Below are 22217 nucleotides of genomic sequence, written 5' to 3' on the forward strand. Positions count from 1 at the left end.
CTGTGGTCCTACCCCCGAGCTTTCTACCATTGCTCGGGGCCCATGGGTGCGATCGGCACCCGGCTTTCCCTGCGCCCTCTGCTCCTAGGAGGGGACAACGAAATGCAAAGCTCGGACAAATGATGTCGCGAGAATGCAGATGTTTGTCTCACCGGCGGCGCAACACACTCCGTGTCGTCCCTGCGAAAGCAGGGACCCATAACCACCGAAGTTCATTCCTGAGCGATGCAGGAACGACGAGTCCCCTTCACAACACAAGCCGCGGAGTATGGGTCCCTGCTTTCGCAGGGACGACGACTGGAGAGAGCCCCACAACTGTCATCGCCCGGCTTGCCGCCTCCGCTAAAGCTTCGGCGCGCCAGAGACCGCAAGCCGCGTCGAAGCCTTGGCGTAGACGGGACCGGGCGATCCAGTACGCCGCGGCCTCTCGGCTCACGCATTGGCCTCTCTGGAATACTGGATCACCCGCACGGGGTGATGACACCGCGCTGTTTGACGAAGCCGAGCCTAACCCGAACGTTGCCGCGTCCCCTCACACCGCCAGCGGAACGGTCCATGCATCGTAGCCGTAGACCCAGTCGGCATTGGTCTTGCCGCGCAGCCAGGTGTTGGCCCGCGAGGTTTCCTGCACCTCAGTCGTGCGCTCCTTGCGCGTTGCCTCGAAACGGCGAAATGCGTCAGCCACGCCGTCCCGGGCAACGCCATCGAGGCAGCGCGACAGCACCGCGGCGTCCTCGATCGCCATCGCGGCGCCCTGCGCCATATAGGGCGTCATCGGATGGCAGGCGTCGCCGAGCAGGGTCACGTTGCCGGCCGCCCAGCGCGGCAGGGCGTCGCGATCCATGATCGCCCATTTGTGCACGTCGGGGCACGCGGCCAGCACCTGGATGACCTGGGGATGAAAGCCGTCGAAGGATTTGCGTAACTCCGTCACGTCGCCCTTCGTCGACCAGGACTCGATCCTGAAGTCGGGCTCGGGCTGGCTGGTCACGAAATAGACCTCGCTGCGGTCCGGCTTGACGTAATAGATCACGATGTGGCGGTCCTCGCCCCACCATTTGGTGCAGTCGTCAATCCTGTTGTCGCCGAGCAGCGCGGCCGGATAGGTCGTACGGTAGGCGATGCGCCCGGTGAATTTCACCGGCGCCGTCGAGAACAGGATGTCGCGCACCGTCGAATGCACGCCGTCAGCGGCAACGACGGCGTCGGCAACGACGGTCGCGCCATTGGCGAAGGCGAGCCGTACGCCATCGCTGGTCTGATCAAGCCCGGTGAGCTTGTGGCCGAGCCTGACGCATTGATCCGGCACGGCGCTTGCGAGCGCCGCATGCAGATCGCCGCGATGCGCCAGCAGATAGGGAGCGCCGAACTTCTCCTCGGCGCTCTCGCCGAAGATCATGTCGAACTTGACGTCGCCGCTCCGCCAGTCGCGGTTGTTCCAGGAGCGCGGATAGAAGGAGCCGCCGCGCAACCGCTGCTCCAGCCCGAGCTTGCGCAACACTTTCATCGCATTGCAGCCGATCTGGATGCCGGCACCGATGCGCGCGAACTGCGTGGCCTGCTCGTAGACCGTGACGTCAATGCCGACACGGCGGAGCGCCGCGGCGGTCGCAAGCCCGCCCATGCCGGCACCGACGATCGCAACCGAGAGAGGCCTTGCCATCGTTTCCCCGCCCCAGATCCTGTTGTCGCGCGGCGAGACAGCGTCCGGCTATGCTGGCCTGAAGCCCGCCTTTGCCAGCGCCGCACGGCTCTCTTCCGACGCCAATGCGTCGAGGAACGCCTGCACCGCGGGCCGCGTCTTGCGCACTGTCACCAGCGCGAAATCATAATGCTCTTCGGCGAGCGGAATAAAACCGAGTCCGGACGCATGGGCGATCGGCGCGATGGTCATGCCCCAATCGGCGCGATGCTGCGCCACGGCGGCCGCGACCGCGTTGTGCGAGCGCGGCTGATTCCAGTAACCATCAGGCCTGCTGCCGCCGAGCAGCCGGTCGATCAGGATGCGTGTGCCGGCGCCTTGGTTGCGGTTGACCATGATGCAGGCGGGATCGGCGAGCGCGGCCCGCACCGCCTCCTGCGCGCTCAAGCCCTCGAAGCGCGTATCGCCGCTGCGGAACACGATGCCTTGCATCCGCCGCCAGCCCGGCACCAGCTCGAGGCCATCGGCGAGATACGGCGCGTTGTAGGTCTCGGTCTTGTCGTCGAACAAATGGATCGGCGCAAGATCGCATTCGCCGCGCTTGGCCGCTGCGAGCCCGCCGAGACTGCCGACCGCGATCGAACGTACGGTGAGGCCGGCATGCGCCAGCGCCGCGGTGACGAGATCGAGCCCGGTGCAATGGCTGCCGACGATGACGAGATCCGGCACCCGCACATGCGGCGTGAACAACGTCACTTCGGCGTCGGCGCCTGCCAGCATCTGGTCGGCGAGCGCCTCAATTTTCAGGAAACCATCGGCCTGCGCGAAGGATGTAATCGCGCCCGAGCCCTTGCCGCTGGGATAGGCGATCAGGCCGTCGGCACCTTCGACCAGCGAGACCATCACGAACTCGGTACGCCCAAGCTCGGAGGCGATACGTACCGGCACCTTCGCGCTCACCCTGGCATCCGAGCGCGGCGGCAGGCCGGCCATCCGCCGCAACACCGGCACGATCATGTCGTGGAACGTGAACATTGCCGAGGTCGGAAAACCCGGCAGGATGATCACCGGCTTGCCGTCGCAGACCGCGAGGCACAGCGGCTTGCCCGGCTTCAGCGCCACGCCATGCGCGATGATCCCGGGCTTGCCGAGCCGGGCGATGATCCGGTGCGAGACGTCGCCCGCCCCCTTGGACGTGCCGCCCGACAGCACCAGCATGTCGCTTTCCGCAAGCGCCTTGCGCATAGCGGCCTCGAGCGCGGCCTCGTCGTCGGCGATCGCGCCGAGGAAACGCGCGTCGCCGCCGTTCTCGGCAATCGCCGCCGTGACGATCGCGCCGTTGGTGTCGTAGATCGCGGCGGCCCGCAGCGTCTCGCCGGGCTGCACCAGTTCGTCACCGGTCGAGAGGATTGCGACCCGCGGCCGCCGCGCCACCTGAACCTCGGCGATTCCGCAGGCCGCGAGCATGCCGATCTCGCGCGAGCCGATGATCGTGCCGGCGCGCAGCAGCGCCTCACCGCGCGCGATATCGGAGCCGGCATAGGAGACGAATTGTCCGGGCGATGCGGCACGCCGCACCTCGATCGCGCGTGCTCTCGCAGGCTGGGTGTGCTCGACCATCACAATGGCATCAGCGCCGCGCGGCACCGGGCCGCCGGTCGCAATCGCTGTCGCGCTGCCCGACAGCACCAGCCGCGTCGGCGCGGTGCCGCAGGCAATGACCTCGTCATTCAGCACCAGACGGACCGGCGCCGCTTCACCGGCGCCCGCGAGATCGGCGGAGCGCACCGCAAAGCCATCGACATTGGAGCGGTCGAACGGCGGCACGTCGATCGGCGCGACCACGTCCTCCGCCAGCGCAGAGCCGAGCGCAGCGGCAAGCGACCGGGCTTCGCGAGCGACCGCGCGCGGAAACAGCACGGCCTCGAAGCGCGCGAGCGCGTCCTCACGCGACAGGATGGTCAGGAACTGGTCCTGATCGACGGATGGATTGGGCTTCGGCGCAGAGGTGCTGGTCATCTCGGGAACTCACTCCCGCAACATATAGGCATCGACCGGCGTGCCCGCAGCAAATCCCTCCGCGGCGCCGGGCACGATCAGTACCGCCTCGGCACGTCCGATCGCGTCGAGCGACAGGTCCCCGATCGCAAGCGTCGCCCAGGCGCTCCGCTGGCGCGTGAGCAGCGCGACCTCGGCAATCCCGACGCTGGATGCGATCTTGCGCGCCAGCGGCAGCGCAAGCGTCTCGCGCGGACGCCGTCCCGACAGGCGATCGAGCACGGGAACCACGACGGCCCACCACGCCGCGAAGGCCTGATCCGGCGCGCCCGGCAAAGCTACGACCGGCGTCGCGTCGATCCGCCCCACCGCTGTGGTGCGCGCGGGCTGCAGGGCGATGCCGTGCGCGATCACCTTGCCACGCCCGGCGAGCGCGTTCACCGTCGTATCGCTGCGGCCGACGCCGGTGCCGCCGATGGTGATGAGCAAATCGCAGCCGCCCGCATCGAGCACGCCCGCGATCGCCGCAGCATCGCGCCCCGGCGCCTCGGCGCAGACAATTTCGTCACCCGCGAGGCGCGCGGCCTCTGCGATGAACTGCGTCGTCATCTGGCCCCCGGGGCAATTGACGATGCGAATCCGCGGCCGCCGCACGCACAGCGTCTCCAGTCCGATCGTGCGCGCGAGCAGGAGGTCGCGCGACTGCACGGGCTGTCCTGCCTCCAGCAACGCACGCCCTTGGGCAATATCGCTGCCGGCGCGCCGGACGCCCTGCCCCGGGATAGCTTCTGCAAGCACCTGCGCAAGCGGACCGGAGGCGTCGACCGCGTCGGCATCGACCACGCAGTCGGTGCCGTCAGGCATGGCCTGACCAGCCTCGATCCAGAGCGGAAGCGCGGTCAGCGGCAATGGCGCGTAAGAGGTCGCACCGACCAAATCATTGGCGCGCATCGCCCAGCCGTCATTGGCCGCGACGTCGCGCGGCGGATGCGCGCGCAAGGCCGGCATCTCGGCGGCGATGCAGCGCAAGGCCTCTGCCAGCGGCAGCTCGGTCGGCTCGATCGGCGCGACGCCGCGCAGGGTGGCGGCACGCGCCACATCGAGCGGGGTGAGCAAAGCCGGCAATCGCTGGACGGTGACCATGGCCCGCTATGGACTGAATCTGAGCCGAAAGAAACCGCCTTGAACCAGTCTGGACGCCCGCCATTAGACCGAAGGCGCGTTGACGCCGACCCCAAAATAGTTGCAAAAGAAACCAATATGACCGGACGGCAAAGCCCCGGCACAAGCAATAATGGCCAATGCGCCACTTCAGGGAGGGAAACAGGATGATCGCCAGAAGACTATCCATGTTCGGGACGCTCGCAGCCGCGCTGCTGGCCTCGTCCGCCGCGATGGCGCAAATTTCCGACGACGTGGTCAAGATCGGCGTGCTCACCGACATGAACGGCCCGGCCTCAACGCCGACCGGACAGGGCTCCGTCACCGCCGCGCAGATGGCGGTCGACGATTTCGGCGGCAGCGTGCTGGGCAAGCCGATCACGGTGATTGTCGGCGACCATCAGCTCAAGCCCGACGTCGGCTCGACCATCGCGCGGCGCTGGTATGACGTCGATCAGGTCGACCTCATCGTCGACGTGCCGGTGTCCGCGGTCGGGCTCGCGGTGCAGAACATCGCCAACGAGAAGAAGAAGCTGTTCATCACGCACTCGACCGGCGCGACCGATTTCCACGGCAAGTTCTGCTCGCCCTACGCGATGCAGTGGGTGTTCGACACCAGGGCGCTCGCGGTCGGCACCGCCCAGGAAGTGGTGAAGCGCGGTGGCGACAGCTGGTTCTTCATCACCGACGACTACGCGTTCGGCCACTCGCTGGAGAAGGACGCCTCCGCCGTGGTGACGAAGAACGGCGGCAAGGTGCTGGGCTCGGTGCGACCGCCTTTTGCGACGCCCGATCTGTCGTCCTTCATCCTGCAGGCGCAGGCCTCGAAGGCGAAGGTCATCGGCATCGCCGGCGGGCCGCCGAACAACACCAACGAGATCAAGACCGCCGCTGAATTCGGCGTCATCAAGGGCGGACAGCAGATGGCGGCGCTGCTCGCGCTGATCACCGATGTCCATTCGCTCGGCCTGCCTGCGGCGCAGGGGCTGTTGCTGACCACCTCGTTCTACTGGGACATGGACGACAAGACCCGCGAATGGTCGAAGCGCTATTTCGCCAAGATGAACCGGATGCCGACGATGTGGCAGGCCGGCGTCTATTCCTCCGTGATGGCCTATCTCAACGCCGTCAAGGCGACCGGCACCGACGAACCGCTGAAGGTCGCGGCCAAGATGCGCGAGACGCCGGTCGAGGATTTCTTCGCACGCAACGGCAAGCTGCGCGAGGACAATCTGATGGTGCACGATCTCTGGCTGGTGCAGGTCAAGACACCGGCGGAATCGAAATATCCGTGGGACTATTACAAGATCCTGGCGAAGATCTCCGGCGCGGACGCGTTCGGCCCGCCGGATCCGGCGTGCCCGCTGGTGAAGAAATAGGACGGCGAATGGCGAATAGTGAATGGCGAATAGCGGGGCGGTGAGTGACGAACGTACAAAACCATTCGCTATTCGCTACTCACTATTCGCCCTTTTCACTTCGTCATTTCGCTACCCCGACCTCTCTAAAATACTTCAGCACGCCGGGATGAATCAGGTTGACATCAGGCGCGGCGGCGACGGTGTTCGCCGCCGTGGTTTCGCAGGCCTGCGCGAGCTTCTTGCAGAAGGTCGCCTCGACCCCATGCAGCGTCTTCGCCAGCCGGTAGGCGACATCGTCGGGCAGGCTGTCGCGCACGAGGATGTAGCTCCAGGAGCCGACCGAGGCGATCGCCTCCGTCTGCTTCGGATAGCTGCCTGCCGGCACTGTCAGCGGCTTGAGGAAACTGTGCTTGGCGAGGATTTTCGCGATCTGGTCGGCATCAGGCGCGATGAACCGCGCGCCCGTCGCACTTTCGGCCATCTTGGTGAAACCGGGCCAGCCGATGCCGGCGCCCCACAGCGCGGCGGCGCGGCCGTCCTGCACCATCGCAGGACCATCGCCGGCGCGATCGAGATAGATCGACTTGAAGTCCTCGTCCTGCTTCAGCCCGATGCCGTCGAGGATGTAACGCGACAGGATCGGCAGACCGGAGCCCCTGGCACCGAAAGCAACAGGCTGGCCGACCAGATCCCGGATCGTCTTGTAGGGGCCGTCGGCGCGGACCACGAACATGCCCGGGCTCGAATACATCGCAGTGAGGATCCTCAGCTTCGTCGCCGGCGGCCGGCCGATGCCCTTGAAGGCTTCATAAGCCGGTTCGCCCGCAACGGTTGCGATGTCGACCGTACCAGCCTCCAGCAGCGGAATGTTCTCGTTGGAGCCCTTGGTGTTGCGCGGCTCGATCGACAGCGTCGGGTCGGCGGCGTTCATGACTTCGGCAAACGCGTTGCCATACAGCGGAAAGCCACCGCCCGGCGTCGCCGTGGCGAAACTGATCGTTGTCTTCGACACGACCTTGCCCCCTTCTTGTGCCACCGCGCCGCCCGCAAACAACAACGCACCGGCGCAAATCATAACGGCGAATTTCATGTCGGGCCTCAAGCGGCATTCGATGCGGGGCAGACTATCGTCGCACGGCTGATGTCATAGGCAAAGGCAGCGATTTGTGAAACCATGACGGCAATGCTCACAAGAAAATGACAGGGGGAAACAATGATCCGGTTCGTGCGCGCTGCGTTGCTAGGTTTGGTTTGCGGCCTCGCCACCGTCGCCCCCTCCTCCGCGTCCGACTACCCGAACCGCCCGGTGCGCTGGCTGATCGGCTTTGCCGCCGGCGGCCCGGTCGACATCGTCGCACGCATCATGGGCCAGTGGTTGTCGGATCATTTCGGCCAGCAATTCGTGGTCGAGAACCGTGCCGGCTCCGGCGGCAACATCGCAGCCGCGGCCGCGATCAACTCGCCGGCGGACGGCTACACGCTGCTGTTCGTCGCGCCGAACAATGCGATCTCCGCTTCGCTCTACAAGAAGCTGCCTTACGACTTCCTGCGCGACACCACGCCGGTCGCGAGCATCATGCAGCTCACCAACATGCTGGTGGTCACCAACGCGCTTCCGGTGAAGACCGTCCAGGAGTTCATCGACTACTGCAAGGCCAATCCCGGCAAGCTCGCCTATGCCTCGTCCGGCAACGGCACTTCGGTGCACATGTCGGCCGAGCTGTTCAAGGCGATGACCGGGTGCGACATGCAGCACGTGCCGTATCGGGGATCGGCGATTGCATTCCCCGATATCATCTCCAACAAGGTGCAGCTGATCTTCGACAATCTGCCGTCGGCTCTGGAGCAGTCGCGCGGCGGCAGCGTCCGCGCGCTCGGCGTCACGTCGCCGCAGCGCTGGCCTGGCGTCCCCGACGTGCCGGCGATCGCCGAGACGGTGCCGGGCTTCGAGGCGGTCGGCTTCTACGGCATATCGGCGCCGAAGGGCACGCCGCCGGAAATCGTCGATCTCATCAACAAGGCGGTCGGCGAAGCCTTGAAGGACCCGAAGCTCGTAGCGCGCCTCGCCGAGGTCGGCGGCATCCCGAAGCCGATGACCCCAGCCGAATTCGGCAAGCTCGTCGCCGACGAGACCGACAAATGGCGCAAGGTTGTGGAGTTTGCCGGCGTATCGGTCGATTGAGCCGCGTATGGCCGCCACGGGCGGATCAAGGGTGGCATTGCCGAAACCCGGCGCAGCCTGTAAACGGAGCCCCGCACCGCTCCCGGCCGCCCCACGCGGCCCGCAGGCGGCGGGGCCTGTAGCTCAATGGTTAGAGCCGGCCGCTCATAACGGTCTGGTTGCAGGTTCGAGTCCTGCCGGGCCCACCAGTGCTTTCAGTAGTAGTAGCTCATTGGGATCAACCCTGCCGCTCCTCGAACCTATGCTTGCTGGACCAGCGAATGCAACGCCTTGACCGCGGCCTCCCGGCTCTCCACAGGGACAAACAAACTGACCGAATGCGGTGACAACACGTATTTGTCGGGGACAATCCCGTGATGTTCGAGAACTTGCAACGCCCTGAACGGCAATTCCGACGAAACGCCGCCGAAGCAGGAGAGGCTCACGGAGCTTGAAGCCTCGCCATGCTTGCGCAGATCCTTGCTGCGCTCCAGCGTGCGCAACAGTGCGTCGAGCCACTCCGAATCACAGGCCACGGTCATGCTGGTTTTTCCCGCGGTGAAGCTCGAGGCGAGGAGCTGCGGCCAGGACAGGCTATTTTTCTTGAGATGCTGCGCGAATTTCTCGAAGCCGTGATTGAGATCCTTGGAATCTATCTCCACATGCTCAATGCGAGCCATCGAGTTGACGGCCAGTACCTTTCCGTTTTCCATGCCTGTAACCTCTTTCATCACTCGCGTGCCATGCTCAACCCCACCCCACCGCTTGATGACCAGAGGCACATCCTGACTTTGCGCCAGCTCTACGCTGCGAAAATGCAGGATCTTTGCACCCCAGAAGCACATTTCGGACAGGGATGCGAAGTCCACTCGCCGCAGGGGCTTTGCATCCGGCACGACGCGCGGATCGGCCGAACAAATTCCGTCGACCTCTTTGATGATTTCACAGCGCTCGGCTTTCAGCGCCGCGGCCATCGCAACGGCCGTGGTGTCGCTGCCGCCCCGGCCGAGTGTGGTGATTTCCCTGGTCGCCGGATTCACGCCCTGAAATCCTGCCAGCACCACAACGCGCCCGCGATCAAGTTCCTCACGCACGCGGATGGGCCGTACATCCAGAATGCGGGCCGAGGAATGGGAGTCGTCGGTCATAACGCCGGCCTGGCTGCCGGTGAAGCTGATCGCGGGCACGCCGAGATCGGAAAGCGCCATGCTCATCAGGGACATGCTGATGCGCTCGCCGGTCGTCAGCAGCATGTCGAGTTCACGGCGATTGGGCGTCGGGCTTACCTGATAAGCCATCTGGATCAATTGGTCGGTCGTCGTGCCCATGGCGGAGACGATCGCCACGACACGATGACCACGGCCATGCAGGTCGGCAAGACTGCGCGCAACTGCGCGAATTTTCGCCGGTGTTTCAAGACAGACACCGCCATATTTTTGCACGATGACGGGATGGTTGCGCATCTATCCCCTGTGAGAAGCCTCGTATCCTCTGTGCGAAGCCTCGCGCGCCTCGCCGATCGAGCCGACACCGCCTATCCATGTTCCGACGACTTCAAAGTTCGGATTGAAGGCGACAAGGTTCGCGCGGTATCCAGGCGCGATCCGTCCAAGCTCGGACTCAAGGCCCAAAAATGCCGCGGGTGTCCGAGAGGCCATGATGAGGGCATCGACAAGGGAGATTCCGATCAGCGCAACAGCGTTGCGCACCGCCTCGATCATGGTGAGGTGAGCGCCCGCGAGCGTGCCATCGGGGCCAGTCAGGCGATTTTCGTGCAACGTGATCTGCCTTCCTTGCAGCATGAATTGCCGGTCGTTCGTGCCCGCCAATGGCATGGCGTCGGTGACCAGCATCAATCGATCGCGTCCCTTGCAGCGGAAGGCAACACGCAAACCGGCGCGGTCAACGTGGATGCCGTCGCAGATGATCCCTGCAAGCAGCCGGTCATCCTCAAGCGCGGCGCCCACCAAGCCCGGCTCCCGGGCGTTCAGCTGCGACATGGCATTGAACAGATGAGTCACCCCCGAGACACCGCGATCGACCGCCCGCCTGATTTCGGCTGCGGTGGCGTCGCTGTGGCCGGCCGCGATACGCAATCCGGCGCCGATCAATTCATCGATCATGGACGCGGGCACGCATTCCGGGGCCAAGGTCACAATGGAGCGGCCGCGGCCCCCAAAACTCTTGATCGCGACGAGATCGCGCCGATCAGGCACGCGTATCTCGGCTTCCGGATGAATGCCTCTGCGAGACCTGTTGAGCGCCGGCCCTTCCAGATGGAAGCCGAGCACGCCGGGAATGTTCAGACAAGCCTGGGCGGCTGCAGCCAACCGCCCGATGACCTCGCTGCGATCGGTGATGAGGGTCGGCAAGCAGCCCGTGGTTCCCTCCTTGCGGTGCGCGTCGACGATGTGTCGAACGCCGGCCTCCGTTGGCTGGTCGTTAAGAAGAACGCCCCCACCTCCATTCACCTGGATGTCGATAAGTCCGGGCGCAAGGATCGCGTCTGCGGGAAGGTGGATTGAGGCGCGCGCCTCCGTCTCGCCGAAGCTGATGCTTTCAACCCGCCCCTGCGAGATCCTGACCGACCCAGGCCCGCGCATGTCGGTACCATCGAAGATCTGCTGCGCGGCAATCGTGAGAGAAACGGAAGACCCAGCGTGGCCCATCAGTGTTCATCCCGAGAATGGCAGTCACGGACTCGTGAGGCGAGCCCTGCACAAGGCTCCATATGTACACTCAGGGCTTTGGCAGGACCCCGAACGAAACCCTTGCGTTAGCTTTCCATGGAAACGAAAGGTACCACGTATCTCGGCGTCGATGGCGGCGGAACCCGCTGTCGGTCCCGGAAAGGACGAAAACGGCAGGGTGCTTGATGAAGCGAGCTCAGGCCGGCGCGAGGACGGCTTGGACCAGCTTAAAAGAGAGGCCGACCATGAGCAGGTTCCAAAGTTCCGGGATTGAGGGCGCGTGGATCAACTATGTGGCCACAGAAGAGGTCGATCCCCGCTTTGCCGATCTTGATGCATGGCCGCTGACGTCAGCGATGGAAGCGATGTGGGAGGGCCAGCTCGCGGCGGTCGCGGCGATCGGCCATGCCCTGCCCGCGATCGCTGCGGCGACGGAAGCGGCCAAGGCGGCGTTGGGCGATCACGGACGCATTGTGTATGTCGGCGCCGGGACCTCGGGCCGCGTGGCGGTCCAGGACGGTGCAGAGCTGATGCCGACCTTCGCCTGGCCCAACGACCGCGTCCGCTTCATCGTCGCCGGCGGAGACAGCGCGTTCGTCACCAGCATCGAGGGCGCGGAGGACGATGTCGATGACGCGATCACGCAGATCAATGCGACACGACTCACACCGCACGACGTGGTGATCGCCGTTGCCGCCAGTGGAACAACGCCATTCACGGTCGCGGCCCTGCAACAGGCAGGCTCTTTTGATGCAGTGACGATCGGTGTCGCCAACAATCCCGGCACCGCACTGCTGGCAGCGGCAAGGTTTCCGATCTTGATCGAGACCGGCCGCGAGCTGGTCGCCGGCTCCACGCGGATGAAGGCCGGCACCGCGCAGAAGGTTGTTCTCAATCTGATCTCATCAGGAATCATGCTGCGCCTTGGCCGGGTGTACCGCGGCATGATGGTGAACATGCAGCCGACCAATGCCAAGCTGAAGCGGCGCGCCGAGGCCATGGTGGCGCAAATCGCGCATTGCGATCCGTCGCACGCGGCACGATCGCTTGAGCAGGCCAAGGGAGACATCAAGACGGCAAGCCTTCTGGCGTTGGGCGTCGACAGGGTTGATGCCGAGACCGTTCTGCAGAACTGTGACGGCAACCTTCGCCGCGTGTTTGCCGAGCTCGCCAGGGATGGTGACCGGCGCCTCGAGAGAGCGGCGGCGCGCAAGCGAGGCGGAGCGGTGGAGCCGTGACAACATCCGCGATGGCGAGCGAAATTGGGGAAAGCGCGGATGTTGTCGCCAACATTCTTCGTAGCCGCCCCGCCACGCGCGACATCGTACGGCGAATTCGGATTGGCTCCGCCCCCCTGTGCGTCGTGTGCGGCCGGGGAAGCTCCGGGCATGCCGGGGTTTTCCTAAGATACCTTGTCGAAACGCGGCTTCGCCTTCCCGTTTCAGCCAGCGCTCCTTCGGTGATCACGGCGTTTCGTACGCCCTTGATGCTACGCCATGCGCTGTTCATCGTGATCTCGCAATCCGGGCGCAGCCCGGATCTTGTCGCGGCGACAAGATCGGCGCGCGCCGCGGGCGCGCGCACAATGGCCATCGTTAATGCGACGTCGTCGCCGGTGGCTGACGAAGCGGAGTTCGTCGTTCCGATCGAAGCCGGCCAAGAGCACTCCGTAGCGGCGACCAAGACCGTGATCGGCTCGATGGCCGTTAGCGCCGGACTTGTTGCCGAGCTGGCGGAAGATCTTGCGCTGCGGTCGGCCCTCGACAGGCTGCCCGAACGCCTGCATCGCGCGCTGGCGCTCGACTGGTCCGAGATTGCCGGTGATCTCGCCAAGGCGTCAGCTGTGTTTGTGGCGGCTCGGGGCCTGGGCCTGGGCTCGGCGCGGGAGATCGCGCTCAAACTTTCGGAGATCCTGCGCCTGCCTTCCATTGGTCTGAGCGCCGCCGAGCTGCAGCATGGGCCGCGCGCCGCGTTATCATCGCGCACGCCGGTTGTCATGATGCGCCTCAGGGATGAAACGGCGGCCACCGTGGACGCGCTGGCAGAAGAATTGCACGAGCAAAAGATCGCGCTGCATCTATGCGGCGGACCGCATGGCTCGTTGCCCTGGTTGGCCGAAGACGACCCCGCCACCGACCCGATCACCATGCTCGTTCCAGCCTACCGAATGATCGAGCAGACGGCGCGCGCCTTTGGATTTGACCCGGATCGTCCGCCTCGCCTGAGCAAGATTACCGAGACGTTTTGACAGCTGACTAATCGCTGGCTGGCAACCGAAAGCCGGAGCAGCGCCGCACCGGTTTCGCACCAGAAACGACCTCGCCAAAGCGTAACAAACGCGATCAAAAGCAAACGAAAACAAGGCAAAATCAACGAACCCAGCACTTATCCGGTCGCTCATAACGGTCTGGTTGCAGGTTCGAGTCCTGCCGGGGCCCACCAAGGTTTACGAACCCGCGCGCACGTTCGCCGGTCGTACCGCCCAGATCATGAGATACAGACCGAGTGGGCGCGCCAAAAGGCGCAGCAGGCGGCGCGGCCACAGTCGGCGAAGCGTCGAGAGGAGCCGACCCTTGTGACGTTGTCCTGCGCCTCCGGCAAGGAGATCGCCGGGGCTGAGCTCGACATCCATCGCGACAATCTTCAGTCCAGCGGCTTCAAACATGGCCGTGGCCTCACTCTTGGAGTAGGCCTTCGTATCAGGACTTTCGAGGTGCTTCGCGTAGATCGACTCAAGGCTCGATGAAAGCCGACCGTAACGAAGCCAGAGCAGCAGCCCGACAATCGACCATTTATGGTAGATCATGATGCGCGCAAAGCCGTTCGGCCTCAGCACGCGTGCCACCTCGCCGATCGCCTGCGGCGTATCGTTCGAGTGGTGAAGAACGCCCCAGCTATAGACCATGTTGAAGGTCCGATCAGCAAAAGGAAGATGCTCGGCGTCTCCGACCTGGAGTTCGGAGTGGAGGCCCTGCAATGCAAAGCGCTCGGACGTCAGCTCGATTGCGCGCGGTGTCAGATCGATCCCGCAAAGGCGGCGCGGTCCGCTCCGCGCCCAGCGTTCGTGATCTGCGCCCATGCCGACGCCGATCTCGAGCACAGCGACGTTGAGGCCTTCATCGAAGGCGGCAAACTTCTCGATAAAGGGCTCGAGCCGATAGCGCTCCAACGACTGATTGGCGAAGCGTTCCGCCGGTGTGTCTCCCAGGGCGTAGGCGACTTCTCCACATGCCGCAGCATCCCAGAATTCTTGAACGGCCGAATTTGTCATGGAGCGGCTCTCTGTTCTCGACATAAGCCAGTCTCGCAACCATTCGGCGAGCGAGTCAACCGCGCGCAATCAGCTTGTGCGCGGTTCCCTGCTCATGCCGGAACCAAGTGTGCCGAGTGCGCCGGCGGCAGCAAGAAAGGCCAGCACGATTCCACACCAGAGGATGCCGTGATCATAGATGATCGGACCTTCGAACGGCAGTTGAGAGAAGAAGTATCCCGCCATGGCACCGATGATGCTTGCGGTATCAACGAGGGGGCCGCGAAGTTCCGAAAGCGCCGCAAATAATCCCATGATCGCGGATGCCAGCATGATTTCGATCAGCGCGCCGGCCCATCCCGAGAGTGCATATCCGGTGATGTGAACCGCCTGCGGTGCGGTACCGATGCCGGCAAACTGGTCCGCGAACATCTCTTGATAGACCAGAGTACTGGGCTGACAGGGGTTTGTCTTCCGCTTGATGCGGTCGACGAGGGTTCCACATTTGCCCGGTTCACCGGTGAAGACGTCATAGTAGAATGGAAACGGCAGTGCCATGCGATTGAAAATCGCAAGAAGCGGCATCACTGCGGCCTCCTTCAAGGGCGGTGCAACGCTTGTCTCGTTCAAGGGCGGTGCAATGCTTGTCTCGATCCGCCCTCGGCCCGGATGGCCCGGTTGAGCGCCGATATCGGCGATCTCAACATGTATCGTTGGCATCGGCACCACGCGCAGCAGCGCGAACGAAATGAGCAAGTAAGCTGTGCCCGCGAGCGCCGCGAAGGAAATCCCCGGAACAAGCGGGCGCCTCGCATAAAGAAGGATCGCCACCACATTCAGGCCGTAATACAGGACCAGCGGCCACTTCATGTTCAGGAGAATGAGGAGTGCCGAGACAGCAACCAGGTTGAAAGCTGCAATGATGAGCCAGAAAGGATCCCGCTTCGTGAGAGTCTGGATCAGCCCGAACAGCGAAAGCGTGACCAGCCCTGATTTGATGACCATCTGGGGCCAGAAACCCAAGGTGGCCAGCAGCAGAAATCGATCTCTCAGGGCATCTTCATAGGTAGTTGCCCGGGTCAAGAGATGAACGGCGTCCGCCCGCCAGAGCGCAGTCAAGGCGAAGAGATAGAACGCGAGCAGGAGAGCAAGATACGCAACTCTTGATGGCTCAGGCAGGCCTTGTCCGTGCCGGATGAGCCACGGCGCCGCAATGCGCCTGACAGCTTCGACAACAGCGGGCGCCACGATGAACGGCAGAAGCAGCAGGATCCAAAAGCCCGCCGTCCCCGCCGTCTTGAAGTTCCTGATCGAGAATCCGAGGACCGAGTGCCTGCCGAGTTGATCCCCGATGGGCGAGAAGAAGAGCAGGTTCCCCACCACCGTGAGGATTAAATAGCTTCCCAGGAAGGTGGCGAGCGCGATGTATCGTCGCAGAACTGCCCTGGCTGCCTCAAACATGGTCGTTTCCGCGGTTTCCAAACACGCAGAGCCTTAACCCGCAGGGCCGGTCCGGGCAATGGCCTGGAGGGGCTCGCAGGCAGGGAAACCGTGCCGGGAGATCAAGGCTGGCCGTCTTGCGGATCGGGCTGCGCCGGCAATCGCAAGCAACGAGGCACGCTTAGCGGACACGGCCCTCGTCTGCCAACTCGCCTCCGAACGTCGCCGCGGCCGACCGGCCATTCCGCCATGTCCGCCAACACCGGGGGCGAAAACTGCAAAGATGCTGCTAGTGAAGCCTGCGGCATCAGATCGTGCACGCGGCTCGATGCAGTCGTTCTCAGCGTGTCGGCACTCCGCCGAGATTCCACGCACGGCCGTTTTCGCCAAACATCTCGTACCCGCTCGCAGTGACGGCGATCGTGTCCTCCAGCTTGATGAAGCCGCGCCTGGGATGCTTCATCGTGGTCTCGACCGAGATCACCATGCCGGGTTCGAGCGGACGGCCGGCATCGGCAGCATCGTAACGAACGGGGCCCGTGGCGGTCAGCCGCGGCGCTTCGTGACTGACCAGGCCCATGCCATGGGCCAGGAACTCGGTATTGTCGCGCTGGCTCGCCTGCTTCAGTGCACGCTCGGCTGCGGTATAGATCACACCGCCCATCGCACCCGGCTTGATCACGGCAAAAGCCGCCTGCTGCACGGCATCGATTTCGGCAAGCAGGTCCTTCAACTCGGCATCCGGCTCGCCCAGCACCGCCATGCGAGCGAGATCGCCGATATAGCCGTGATAATTGCCGCCGGAATCAAGCGAGAGGACGTCCCCCTCTTCCCAGCGCTGCTCCGACGGCGCACGGTTGTGGCTGGTGCCCGAGGCGAGCAGGCAATATTCGAAGGTCAGCCCGCGCTTCACCTCGGCAACCCGCAGCGCTTCGAACAGCTCCCGCTTGGTGGTGCCGGGGCCGTGATGGGCAATCACATCGAGCATCGCTTCGGTCACGCGTTCGGAAGCGGCGCGCAGTTTGGCGAGCTCGGCCGGCGTCTTCACCGCACGCAGCCGCTCCAACACGAACAGCGCATCCTTGATCTCGCTGTTGGGAAACGCATCCTGCAATGCCTTGCCCGCATCCATCGGCAGGAAGGCGGTCTCTACGCCAATGCGCCTGGCCGGCACGCCGTTGGCGCGGATCATTTGCACGGCGGTCGCGATCGCATCCAAGCTGCCGTTGCCGGAGGTCTTCAGTGTCGGCACCCAGGGGCGCACCACCTCCCGCTGGTGCGTCTCGAGCCCGTGGCCGACATAGCCGGCCTTGTCCAGCGCCCCCTTGGCATAGACCACGACCGGCAGATAGCGGCTGATGCCAAGCGCATCCATGTAGTCGAAGAAGATCGCCCGCTCCACGTCGAGCATGTACTGCACGTTGTGCTTGGAGGTGACGAGCAGCACATCGAGACCCGCCTCCTCCATCAGCCGGTCAAGCTTGTCTGTGTCGAAGGGAATGGCCCGGGAGGCCGCTCGCGTCTGGATGCTGTCCTGCATGGTGCGCTTCCTTCTCTTGTTATGACGACGATTGGACAACAGCTATGACGGCGTCGGTCGTGCCGCAACGCCGCCCTCTGCCTCGCGACCAAGTTGAACGGCAACTGTTCCCGTGCTGTCGCCGGGCAACGGCCCCTCCAACGCAAGCGGACGGCCATGGGTTTCGACGCCAAGCAAGGTGAAGGCAAGCCCGATCGCCAGTCCACATGTCGCGAGGAACAGAAACGCCGGCGTCACGGCGTCGATGGTGGCCTTGGGCGTGATCAGGTTCGAGGTGCCGGCAATCAGTGCAAGACACAACGGACCTGCGATCTTGCCAACGCCATTGGCAGCTTGCGCCAGCCCCACGCCACGCGCGCTCAGGCGAACCGGAAAGATCTCGGCGGAGTACGGCGCGATGTTGGAAAAGCCGCCGTCGAAGAACAACGCTGCGGGCACCAGGAGCACCACGAAGGCGGGATAACCGAACAGCGTCCGGTCGAAGAACAGTCCCGCGGCACCGAGCGACAACGCGATGCCATAACCCATGATCTCCCCGCAACGCCGCCGCCCGATCCGCGGCGCCAGCACGGAGAAAATGGCGCGCCCGATCATGCCGGTGAGCGAAACGATCACGAACAGATGAGCGACCTCGACCGTCGACACGCCCATCAGCAGAGCGACGATCGTCGGGCCCCAGAGAAACACGCCGTAATTCGCCGTGCTGGCCCCGAACCAGATGATCAGCGTCAACCAGACCCGCCTGGGCTCGCGCAGCAGTTCCGCAAAACTCGCGCTTTGCGGCTTGGCGGTTGTCGCGATCGCCGGTGGCGGTGGCAATGCATCGGGCGCAACCCGGAGCGCACGTGCAACGATGCGGCGTGCCTCCGCATCGCGGCCCCGCGACACCAGCCAGCGCACGGATTCCGGCATGATCAGACCGATGAACAGCGCCGGCAACAACGGCAGAAAGCCAAGCGCGGCAAGGCCGCGCCAGCCGATCTGGTGCAGCAGGGTCGCGGCCGACAGCGAGGCCGCGAGAATACCGAGCGAGACGGGGATGACGGTGGCGCTGGTCACGAGGGTGCGGTGACGCGTCGGCGTATATTCGACGATCAGGGGCACGGCAACCGAGGCGGCAGCGCCGACACCGAAGCCGACGAAGAAACGCAGCGTCGCGAAGGTGATCCAGGCGCCGTCGGGTATCAGCGAGACCGAGCCCGAGCTCAGCGCACACAGCGTGACGCCGGCGACCAGCAGCGTCTTGCGGCCGTAGCGGTCAGCGAGCGCGCCCCAGGCCAGCGAGCCCAGGATAGCACCGACGCCGGCGCTCAGCAGGATCAGCGAGGTCTGCCCGAACGTGAGCTGCCATTGCGGCGCCAGCACTGCGACGAGGAAGCCGACCACGAAGTAGTCGAAGTAATCGAAGACGCTGGTCGAGATGCCGAGCGCGATACTGGTCCAGTAACGGGCATCGAGCGGCGCACCGTCATAGGCAGTGACGAGATCCTCCCCTAACTCCGCCATGATCGTCCTCCTCCACGATTTGCTTTAGTTTTCGCTCTGCAGAAAGGCCCTCACTTGCGCCGCCACCGCCGCCGGATCCTGGATCGTGCCGACATGGCCGACGCCATCGATGATCGCGCTGCGGGCGCCCGGAATCTCGCCTGCCAATGACAGCGTATGCGTTGACGGAATGAGGCGGTCTTCGCTTCCTGCCAACATCAGCGTGGGCGCCTTGATCGCACCGAGCGATATCTCGATCGGCTGCGCCAGCACTGCGCCGCGGCGCTCTTTTTGTCCCGCGTCACGCTTGCTGGCGGTGAAGATGGCGAGCGCTTCCGGATGGGCTGCGATATAGCTCGGCGTGAAGAAATATTCGGCGAAGGCCGGCAGGCTCTCCGGCAGGCCTGCGCGTAGCGCGACAAACCTTGGAAAGCCTTCGGGGTTGATCGAGGCGACGGGCACGCCGACGCGGAAGGTCGAAGCGAGCACCAGGCGATCGATCCGAGCCGGGTGACGAACGGCAGCCACCTGCGCGATCGCGCCGCCGAACGAGGTTCCGAAGACATGGGCGCGCGCATAGCCGAGCACTGCGATCAGGGCGGCGAGATCGTCGGCGAGCTCGCCGAGGCCATAAGACACAGGCGGATTGCGCGCGGCTCCGGAATCACGCTGGTCATAGGCGATGACGGTGAAATGCCGCAGGAGCGCGGCACCAAACGCATCGAACATGGAATGATCGGCTTCCGCGCCATGCAGCAGGAACAGCGGCGGTCCCTCGCCGCTGCGCTTGAAGCTGATCGAGATGCCGTTGGCCTCGACGCTCTCCATCGCTAATGCAACACGGTTCGCAGTGCGCCGGCGAGCTCGCGCGCGGGATCCTGGGGGATGTAAGGCATGCGCCAGGCTACGTGGCCGTCGGGCCGGACCACCACGGCGCCGCGCAGACCCATTTGGATGCCGTCGGATTGGTGCGCATTCGGCAATTGCTGCAGGCTGAGCGGGATGCCGAGCTTTTCGGAAACATCACGGCCGGCCTCCAGCCATTCGCCACCGAGCGGCCCGGTAACGACGGTGAATTCCTTGTCGAACCAGTCGAGCGTCGAGGTTTTGCGCGCCATGTCGAGCCAGAGGTGCGGAAAACGTCCGCCCGGACGGTCGGATGGAAAGTAGGTTCGTGTCAGGTGACCACCGCGCGGCGTGCCGTCGGGCACCACTGCGCCCTCCTCGTAGGAAAAGCCGAGCGCCTGGCCGATCGAGTGCAGATGGTTGTCGAGGTCGTTGACCCAGAAACGGATGCGATCCTCATTGCCTGAACGCACGGCCTCGTCGAGGCGGCGGAAGCGGATCAAATTGCCGTAGCTGAAATCGGCGTTCGACTGTGCCACCGGGCGGCGCTCGACATCGTAGCTCTCGAGCAGTTGCTCCGAGGCAAGCCCGCGCAACACATAAGCGAGCTTCCAGGCGAGGTTGTGGGCATCCTGCACGCCCGAATTCAGGCCGAAGCCGCCGGTCGGCGGAAAGCGATGCGCGGCGTCGCCGACCACCAACACGCGGCCCTTGCGGAACCGCGCGGCGACCTGCTTGCTCATCCGCCAGATCGAGCGGTTGAGCAGTGTCACGTCGAGGTCGGGGACTCCAGCATGAGTCCGGATGATCTCGATGGTCTCCGCATCCGTCCACGGCCGCGGCCGCTCATCCTTTTCCTCGCCGATCTGGATCACCGACAGCCAGCGATCGCGGCCGTTCGTGTTGAGAATGCCGGCTCGCCGCGGCATGCCCGGCTGGTCGCTGTAGACCTGATAACCAGCAGCCTCACGCGTGATCGGAAAGCGCGAGAGATCGCCGCGCCAATATTCGTTGAGCATCACGGCAAGCGTCGCCGGTCCCACCATATCGATGCCGGCGCTGCGCCGGGTCTGACTGCCGGCGCCGTCGCAGGCGAGCAGATATCTGGCGTGCCAACGCTCGGTCCGACCGGTCTCCACCGAGCGGATCTCGCAGACGACGCCGTCCTCGACTTCTTCGAAGCCGACGAATTCGGTCGAGAAATGCACCTGCACCAGGTTCGAGTGTTCGATGACCTTGTAGATCTCCTCCTCGACCGCATCCTGCGCGACCAGCGATTTCCAGGCCGGGGTCTGGCCGAGATTGGGCTCCGGGCGCGAGCGGCTGATTTCGCGGCCCGCGATGCTCTCGACCTGCACGAACATGTCCGAGGAATCCTGCAGGCCGCGATCGCGGATCGCCTGCTCGATACCCCATTGGCGGAAGATCTCCATGGTGCGGACCCAGCAGCCGCGCGATTTCGGATGATCGGTCGTGGTCGGGCTCTTCTCGACGATGATGGCGTCGATGCCGAAGCGATCGAGCAACAGCCCCATCGCGAGCCCAACCGGCCCGCCACCGACGATCATGATCGACGTGCGCCGCAGCGCCTCGCCAGAGGTGCCCATGAGCATTTCCTTCCCTTGCTCGTTGTTGGGCGGAGGATGCGCTCATTTTGACATCTCACAAGAATATGTTTGATATGCTTCCCATCTCGTTCCGAGATGGAGGCGGCATGGACCTGCGTCAGCTTCGCTATTTCATCGGTGTGGCCGAGCGTGGCGGCTTCGGCGCTGCCGCCAGCGCGCTGAACATCGCGCAGTCCGCGCTCAGCCGTCACATCAAGGAGCTGGAGCATGAGCTCGGCGGCGCGCTGCTCACACGCACCGCGCGCGGCGTCGCGGTGACGGAGTCGGGCAAGGTGCTGCTGGAGCGTGGACGCTGGCTGCTCGGACTGGTCGACGACATCAAGGCCGAGGTGCGTACCGAGAACCGCGAGCCGAGCGGCACGGTGCGGCTCGGCGCGCCATCGAGCGTGGCGGAGATATTCTATCCGCCCCTCGCCCGGCTCACGGCCGAGCGTTTTCCTCGCGTCCAGCTCGAACTCGGCGAGGCCCTGACCGAGCTCGCCTGCGACCGGCTGCTGCGTGGCCAGCTCGATCTTGCGATCGTCACGGCGCCGCAGCCGAATGATCATCTGGCCTATGAGACGCTGGTAATAGAGCAGGTGTTTCTGATCGGCCCACCACAGGATCCCCTGCTCAAGCGGGGCAGGATGACGGTCAATGACGTGAAACGCCTGCCGCGCGCCATCCTGCCGCTGAGCCGCACGCCGTTTCCCACCGAAGTTCCCTTTTTCGTGCGCGTGGAAAGCAGCACGCCGATGAAGCGCATCGTGGCGTCCGGGCTCGGCTACGCGCTGTTGCCCTATTCCGGCATCTATCAGGAGATCGAGGCCGGCCGGCTCTCCGCGGCTCTGTTGCCGTGGATGCGCGCCGAACGCGTGCTCGCCGTGCCGCGTGGCCGGCCCATCAGCAGGGCAACGCACGAGACAGTGGCTCTGCTCAAGGAGATATGCAGCGAACTGATCCACGACGGGATCATCCGGACCGCGCAACGCGCGAGCGCTCCAACAGGGCGACCTGATCGGCCTCGTCGATAGGT

General features: G+C 64.5%; 17 protein-coding genes and 1 tRNA gene. 6 read left to right on the forward strand and 12 right to left on the reverse strand.

Features of this window, described 5'->3' with window-relative positions:
• Positions 1-532 precede the first annotated feature (532 nt).
• From AS156_RS07390 to AS156_RS07400, 3 genes are read right to left on the reverse strand one after another with little or no spacing between them, the layout of a single operon-like run.
• The gene (locus AS156_RS07390) at positions 533-1663 is read right to left on the reverse strand and encodes an FAD-dependent monooxygenase (protein WP_066502015.1); all 1131 of its coding nucleotides are present in this window, start codon (positions 1661-1663) and stop codon (positions 533-535) included.
• Positions 1664-1711: 48 nt separating this feature from the next.
• Positions 1712-3661, reverse strand: a complete 1950-nt coding sequence (locus AS156_RS07395) for a molybdopterin biosynthesis protein (RefSeq protein WP_066502018.1) — start codon at positions 3659-3661, stop codon at positions 1712-1714.
• A gap of 9 nt (positions 3662-3670) precedes the next feature.
• Positions 3671-4783, reverse strand: a complete 1113-nt coding sequence (locus tag AS156_RS07400) for a molybdopterin-binding protein (protein ID WP_066502020.1) — start codon at positions 4781-4783, stop codon at positions 3671-3673.
• Positions 4784-4989: 206 nt separating this feature from the next.
• On the opposite strand from AS156_RS07400, the gene AS156_RS07405 reads away from it, so the two are divergent.
• On the forward strand, positions 4990-6180 hold the full coding sequence (locus AS156_RS07405; protein WP_245312588.1) for an ABC transporter substrate-binding protein: 1191 nt from the start codon (positions 4990-4992) through the stop codon (positions 6178-6180).
• 103 nt (positions 6181-6283) lie between these two features.
• On the opposite strand, the gene AS156_RS07410 is transcribed toward AS156_RS07405, so the two are convergent.
• Positions 6284-7252, reverse strand: coding sequence for a TAXI family TRAP transporter solute-binding subunit (locus AS156_RS07410; RefSeq protein WP_066502025.1), 969 nt, complete (start codon positions 7250-7252; stop codon positions 6284-6286).
• A 123-nt stretch (positions 7253-7375) separates the two neighbouring features.
• On the opposite strand from AS156_RS07410, the gene AS156_RS07415 reads away from it, so the two are divergent.
• Positions 7376-8344, forward strand: a complete 969-nt coding sequence (locus tag AS156_RS07415; protein ID WP_066502027.1) for a Bug family tripartite tricarboxylate transporter substrate binding protein — start codon at positions 7376-7378, stop codon at positions 8342-8344.
• A gap of 112 nt (positions 8345-8456) precedes the next feature.
• A tRNA-Ile gene (locus tag AS156_RS07420) sits at positions 8457-8532 on the forward strand.
• Positions 8533-8583: 51 nt separating this feature from the next.
• Here the strand turns inward: AS156_RS07420 and AS156_RS07425 are convergent.
• Together AS156_RS07425 and nagA are read right to left on the reverse strand one after the other, a co-directional pair.
• Positions 8584-9786 carry an aspartate kinase gene (locus tag AS156_RS07425; RefSeq protein ID WP_066502030.1) on the reverse strand — a complete coding sequence of 401 codons (1203 nt, stop codon included), beginning with the start codon at positions 9784-9786 and terminating at the stop codon, positions 8584-8586.
• Positions 9787-10992, reverse strand: coding sequence for an N-acetylglucosamine-6-phosphate deacetylase (gene nagA / locus AS156_RS07430; RefSeq protein ID WP_066502032.1), 1206 nt, complete (start codon positions 10990-10992; stop codon positions 9787-9789).
• Positions 10993-11306: 314 nt separating this feature from the next.
• Here nagA and AS156_RS07435 point away from each other — a divergent pair, with 314 nt between their 5' ends.
• Together AS156_RS07435 and AS156_RS07440 are read left to right on the forward strand one after the other, a co-directional pair.
• Positions 11307-12251: an N-acetylmuramic acid 6-phosphate etherase gene (locus AS156_RS07435; protein WP_066502034.1), complete on the forward strand. Its 945-nt coding sequence runs from the start codon at positions 11307-11309 to the stop codon at positions 12249-12251.
• Entirely contained in the window at positions 12248-13261 is a 1014-nt protein-coding gene (locus AS156_RS07440; protein WP_245312590.1) for an SIS domain-containing protein, read from the forward strand. The genes AS156_RS07435 and AS156_RS07440 overlap by 4 nt, the downstream gene beginning before the upstream one ends.
• A 198-nt stretch (positions 13262-13459) precedes the next feature.
• Here the strand turns inward: AS156_RS07440 and AS156_RS07445 are convergent, their stop codons facing one another.
• From AS156_RS07445 to AS156_RS07470, 6 genes are all read right to left on the reverse strand, one after another.
• Positions 13460-14284, reverse strand: coding sequence for a class I SAM-dependent methyltransferase (locus tag AS156_RS07445; protein ID WP_066502038.1), 825 nt, complete (start codon positions 14282-14284; stop codon positions 13460-13462).
• A gap of 69 nt (positions 14285-14353) precedes the next feature.
• Positions 14354-15724 (reverse strand): hypothetical protein, encoded by a 1371-nt coding sequence (locus AS156_RS07450; RefSeq protein WP_136626074.1) that lies wholly within the window; start codon positions 15722-15724, stop codon positions 14354-14356.
• A 319-nt stretch (positions 15725-16043) separates the two neighbouring features.
• Complete coding sequence (locus AS156_RS07455; RefSeq protein ID WP_066502043.1) at positions 16044-17243, reverse strand: M24 family metallopeptidase; 1200 nt, start codon at positions 17241-17243, stop codon at positions 16044-16046.
• A gap of 42 nt (positions 17244-17285) precedes the next feature.
• Entirely contained in the window at positions 17286-18749 is a 1464-nt protein-coding gene (locus tag AS156_RS07460; protein WP_066502045.1) for an MFS transporter, read from the reverse strand.
• Between the two features lie 24 nt (positions 18750-18773).
• A complete protein-coding gene (locus tag AS156_RS07465) occupies positions 18774-19556 on the reverse strand; it encodes an alpha/beta fold hydrolase (RefSeq protein WP_066502047.1) in 783 nt (260 codons plus the stop codon).
• A 2-nt stretch (positions 19557-19558) separates the two neighbouring features.
• The gene (locus AS156_RS07470) at positions 19559-21181 is read right to left on the reverse strand and encodes an FAD-dependent monooxygenase (RefSeq protein WP_160331066.1); all 1623 of its coding nucleotides are present in this window, start codon (positions 21179-21181) and stop codon (positions 19559-19561) included.
• A gap of 107 nt (positions 21182-21288) precedes the next feature.
• On the opposite strand from AS156_RS07470, the gene AS156_RS07475 reads away from it, so the two are divergent.
• The gene (locus AS156_RS07475) at positions 21289-22215 is read left to right on the forward strand and encodes a LysR family transcriptional regulator (RefSeq protein WP_066502053.1); all 927 of its coding nucleotides are present in this window, start codon (positions 21289-21291) and stop codon (positions 22213-22215) included.
• Positions 22216-22217 lie beyond the last annotated feature (2 nt).

The sequence above is a fragment of the Bradyrhizobium macuxiense genome (genome assembly GCF_001542415.1).
Lineage (GTDB): Bacteria > Pseudomonadota > Alphaproteobacteria > Rhizobiales > Xanthobacteraceae > Bradyrhizobium > Bradyrhizobium macuxiense.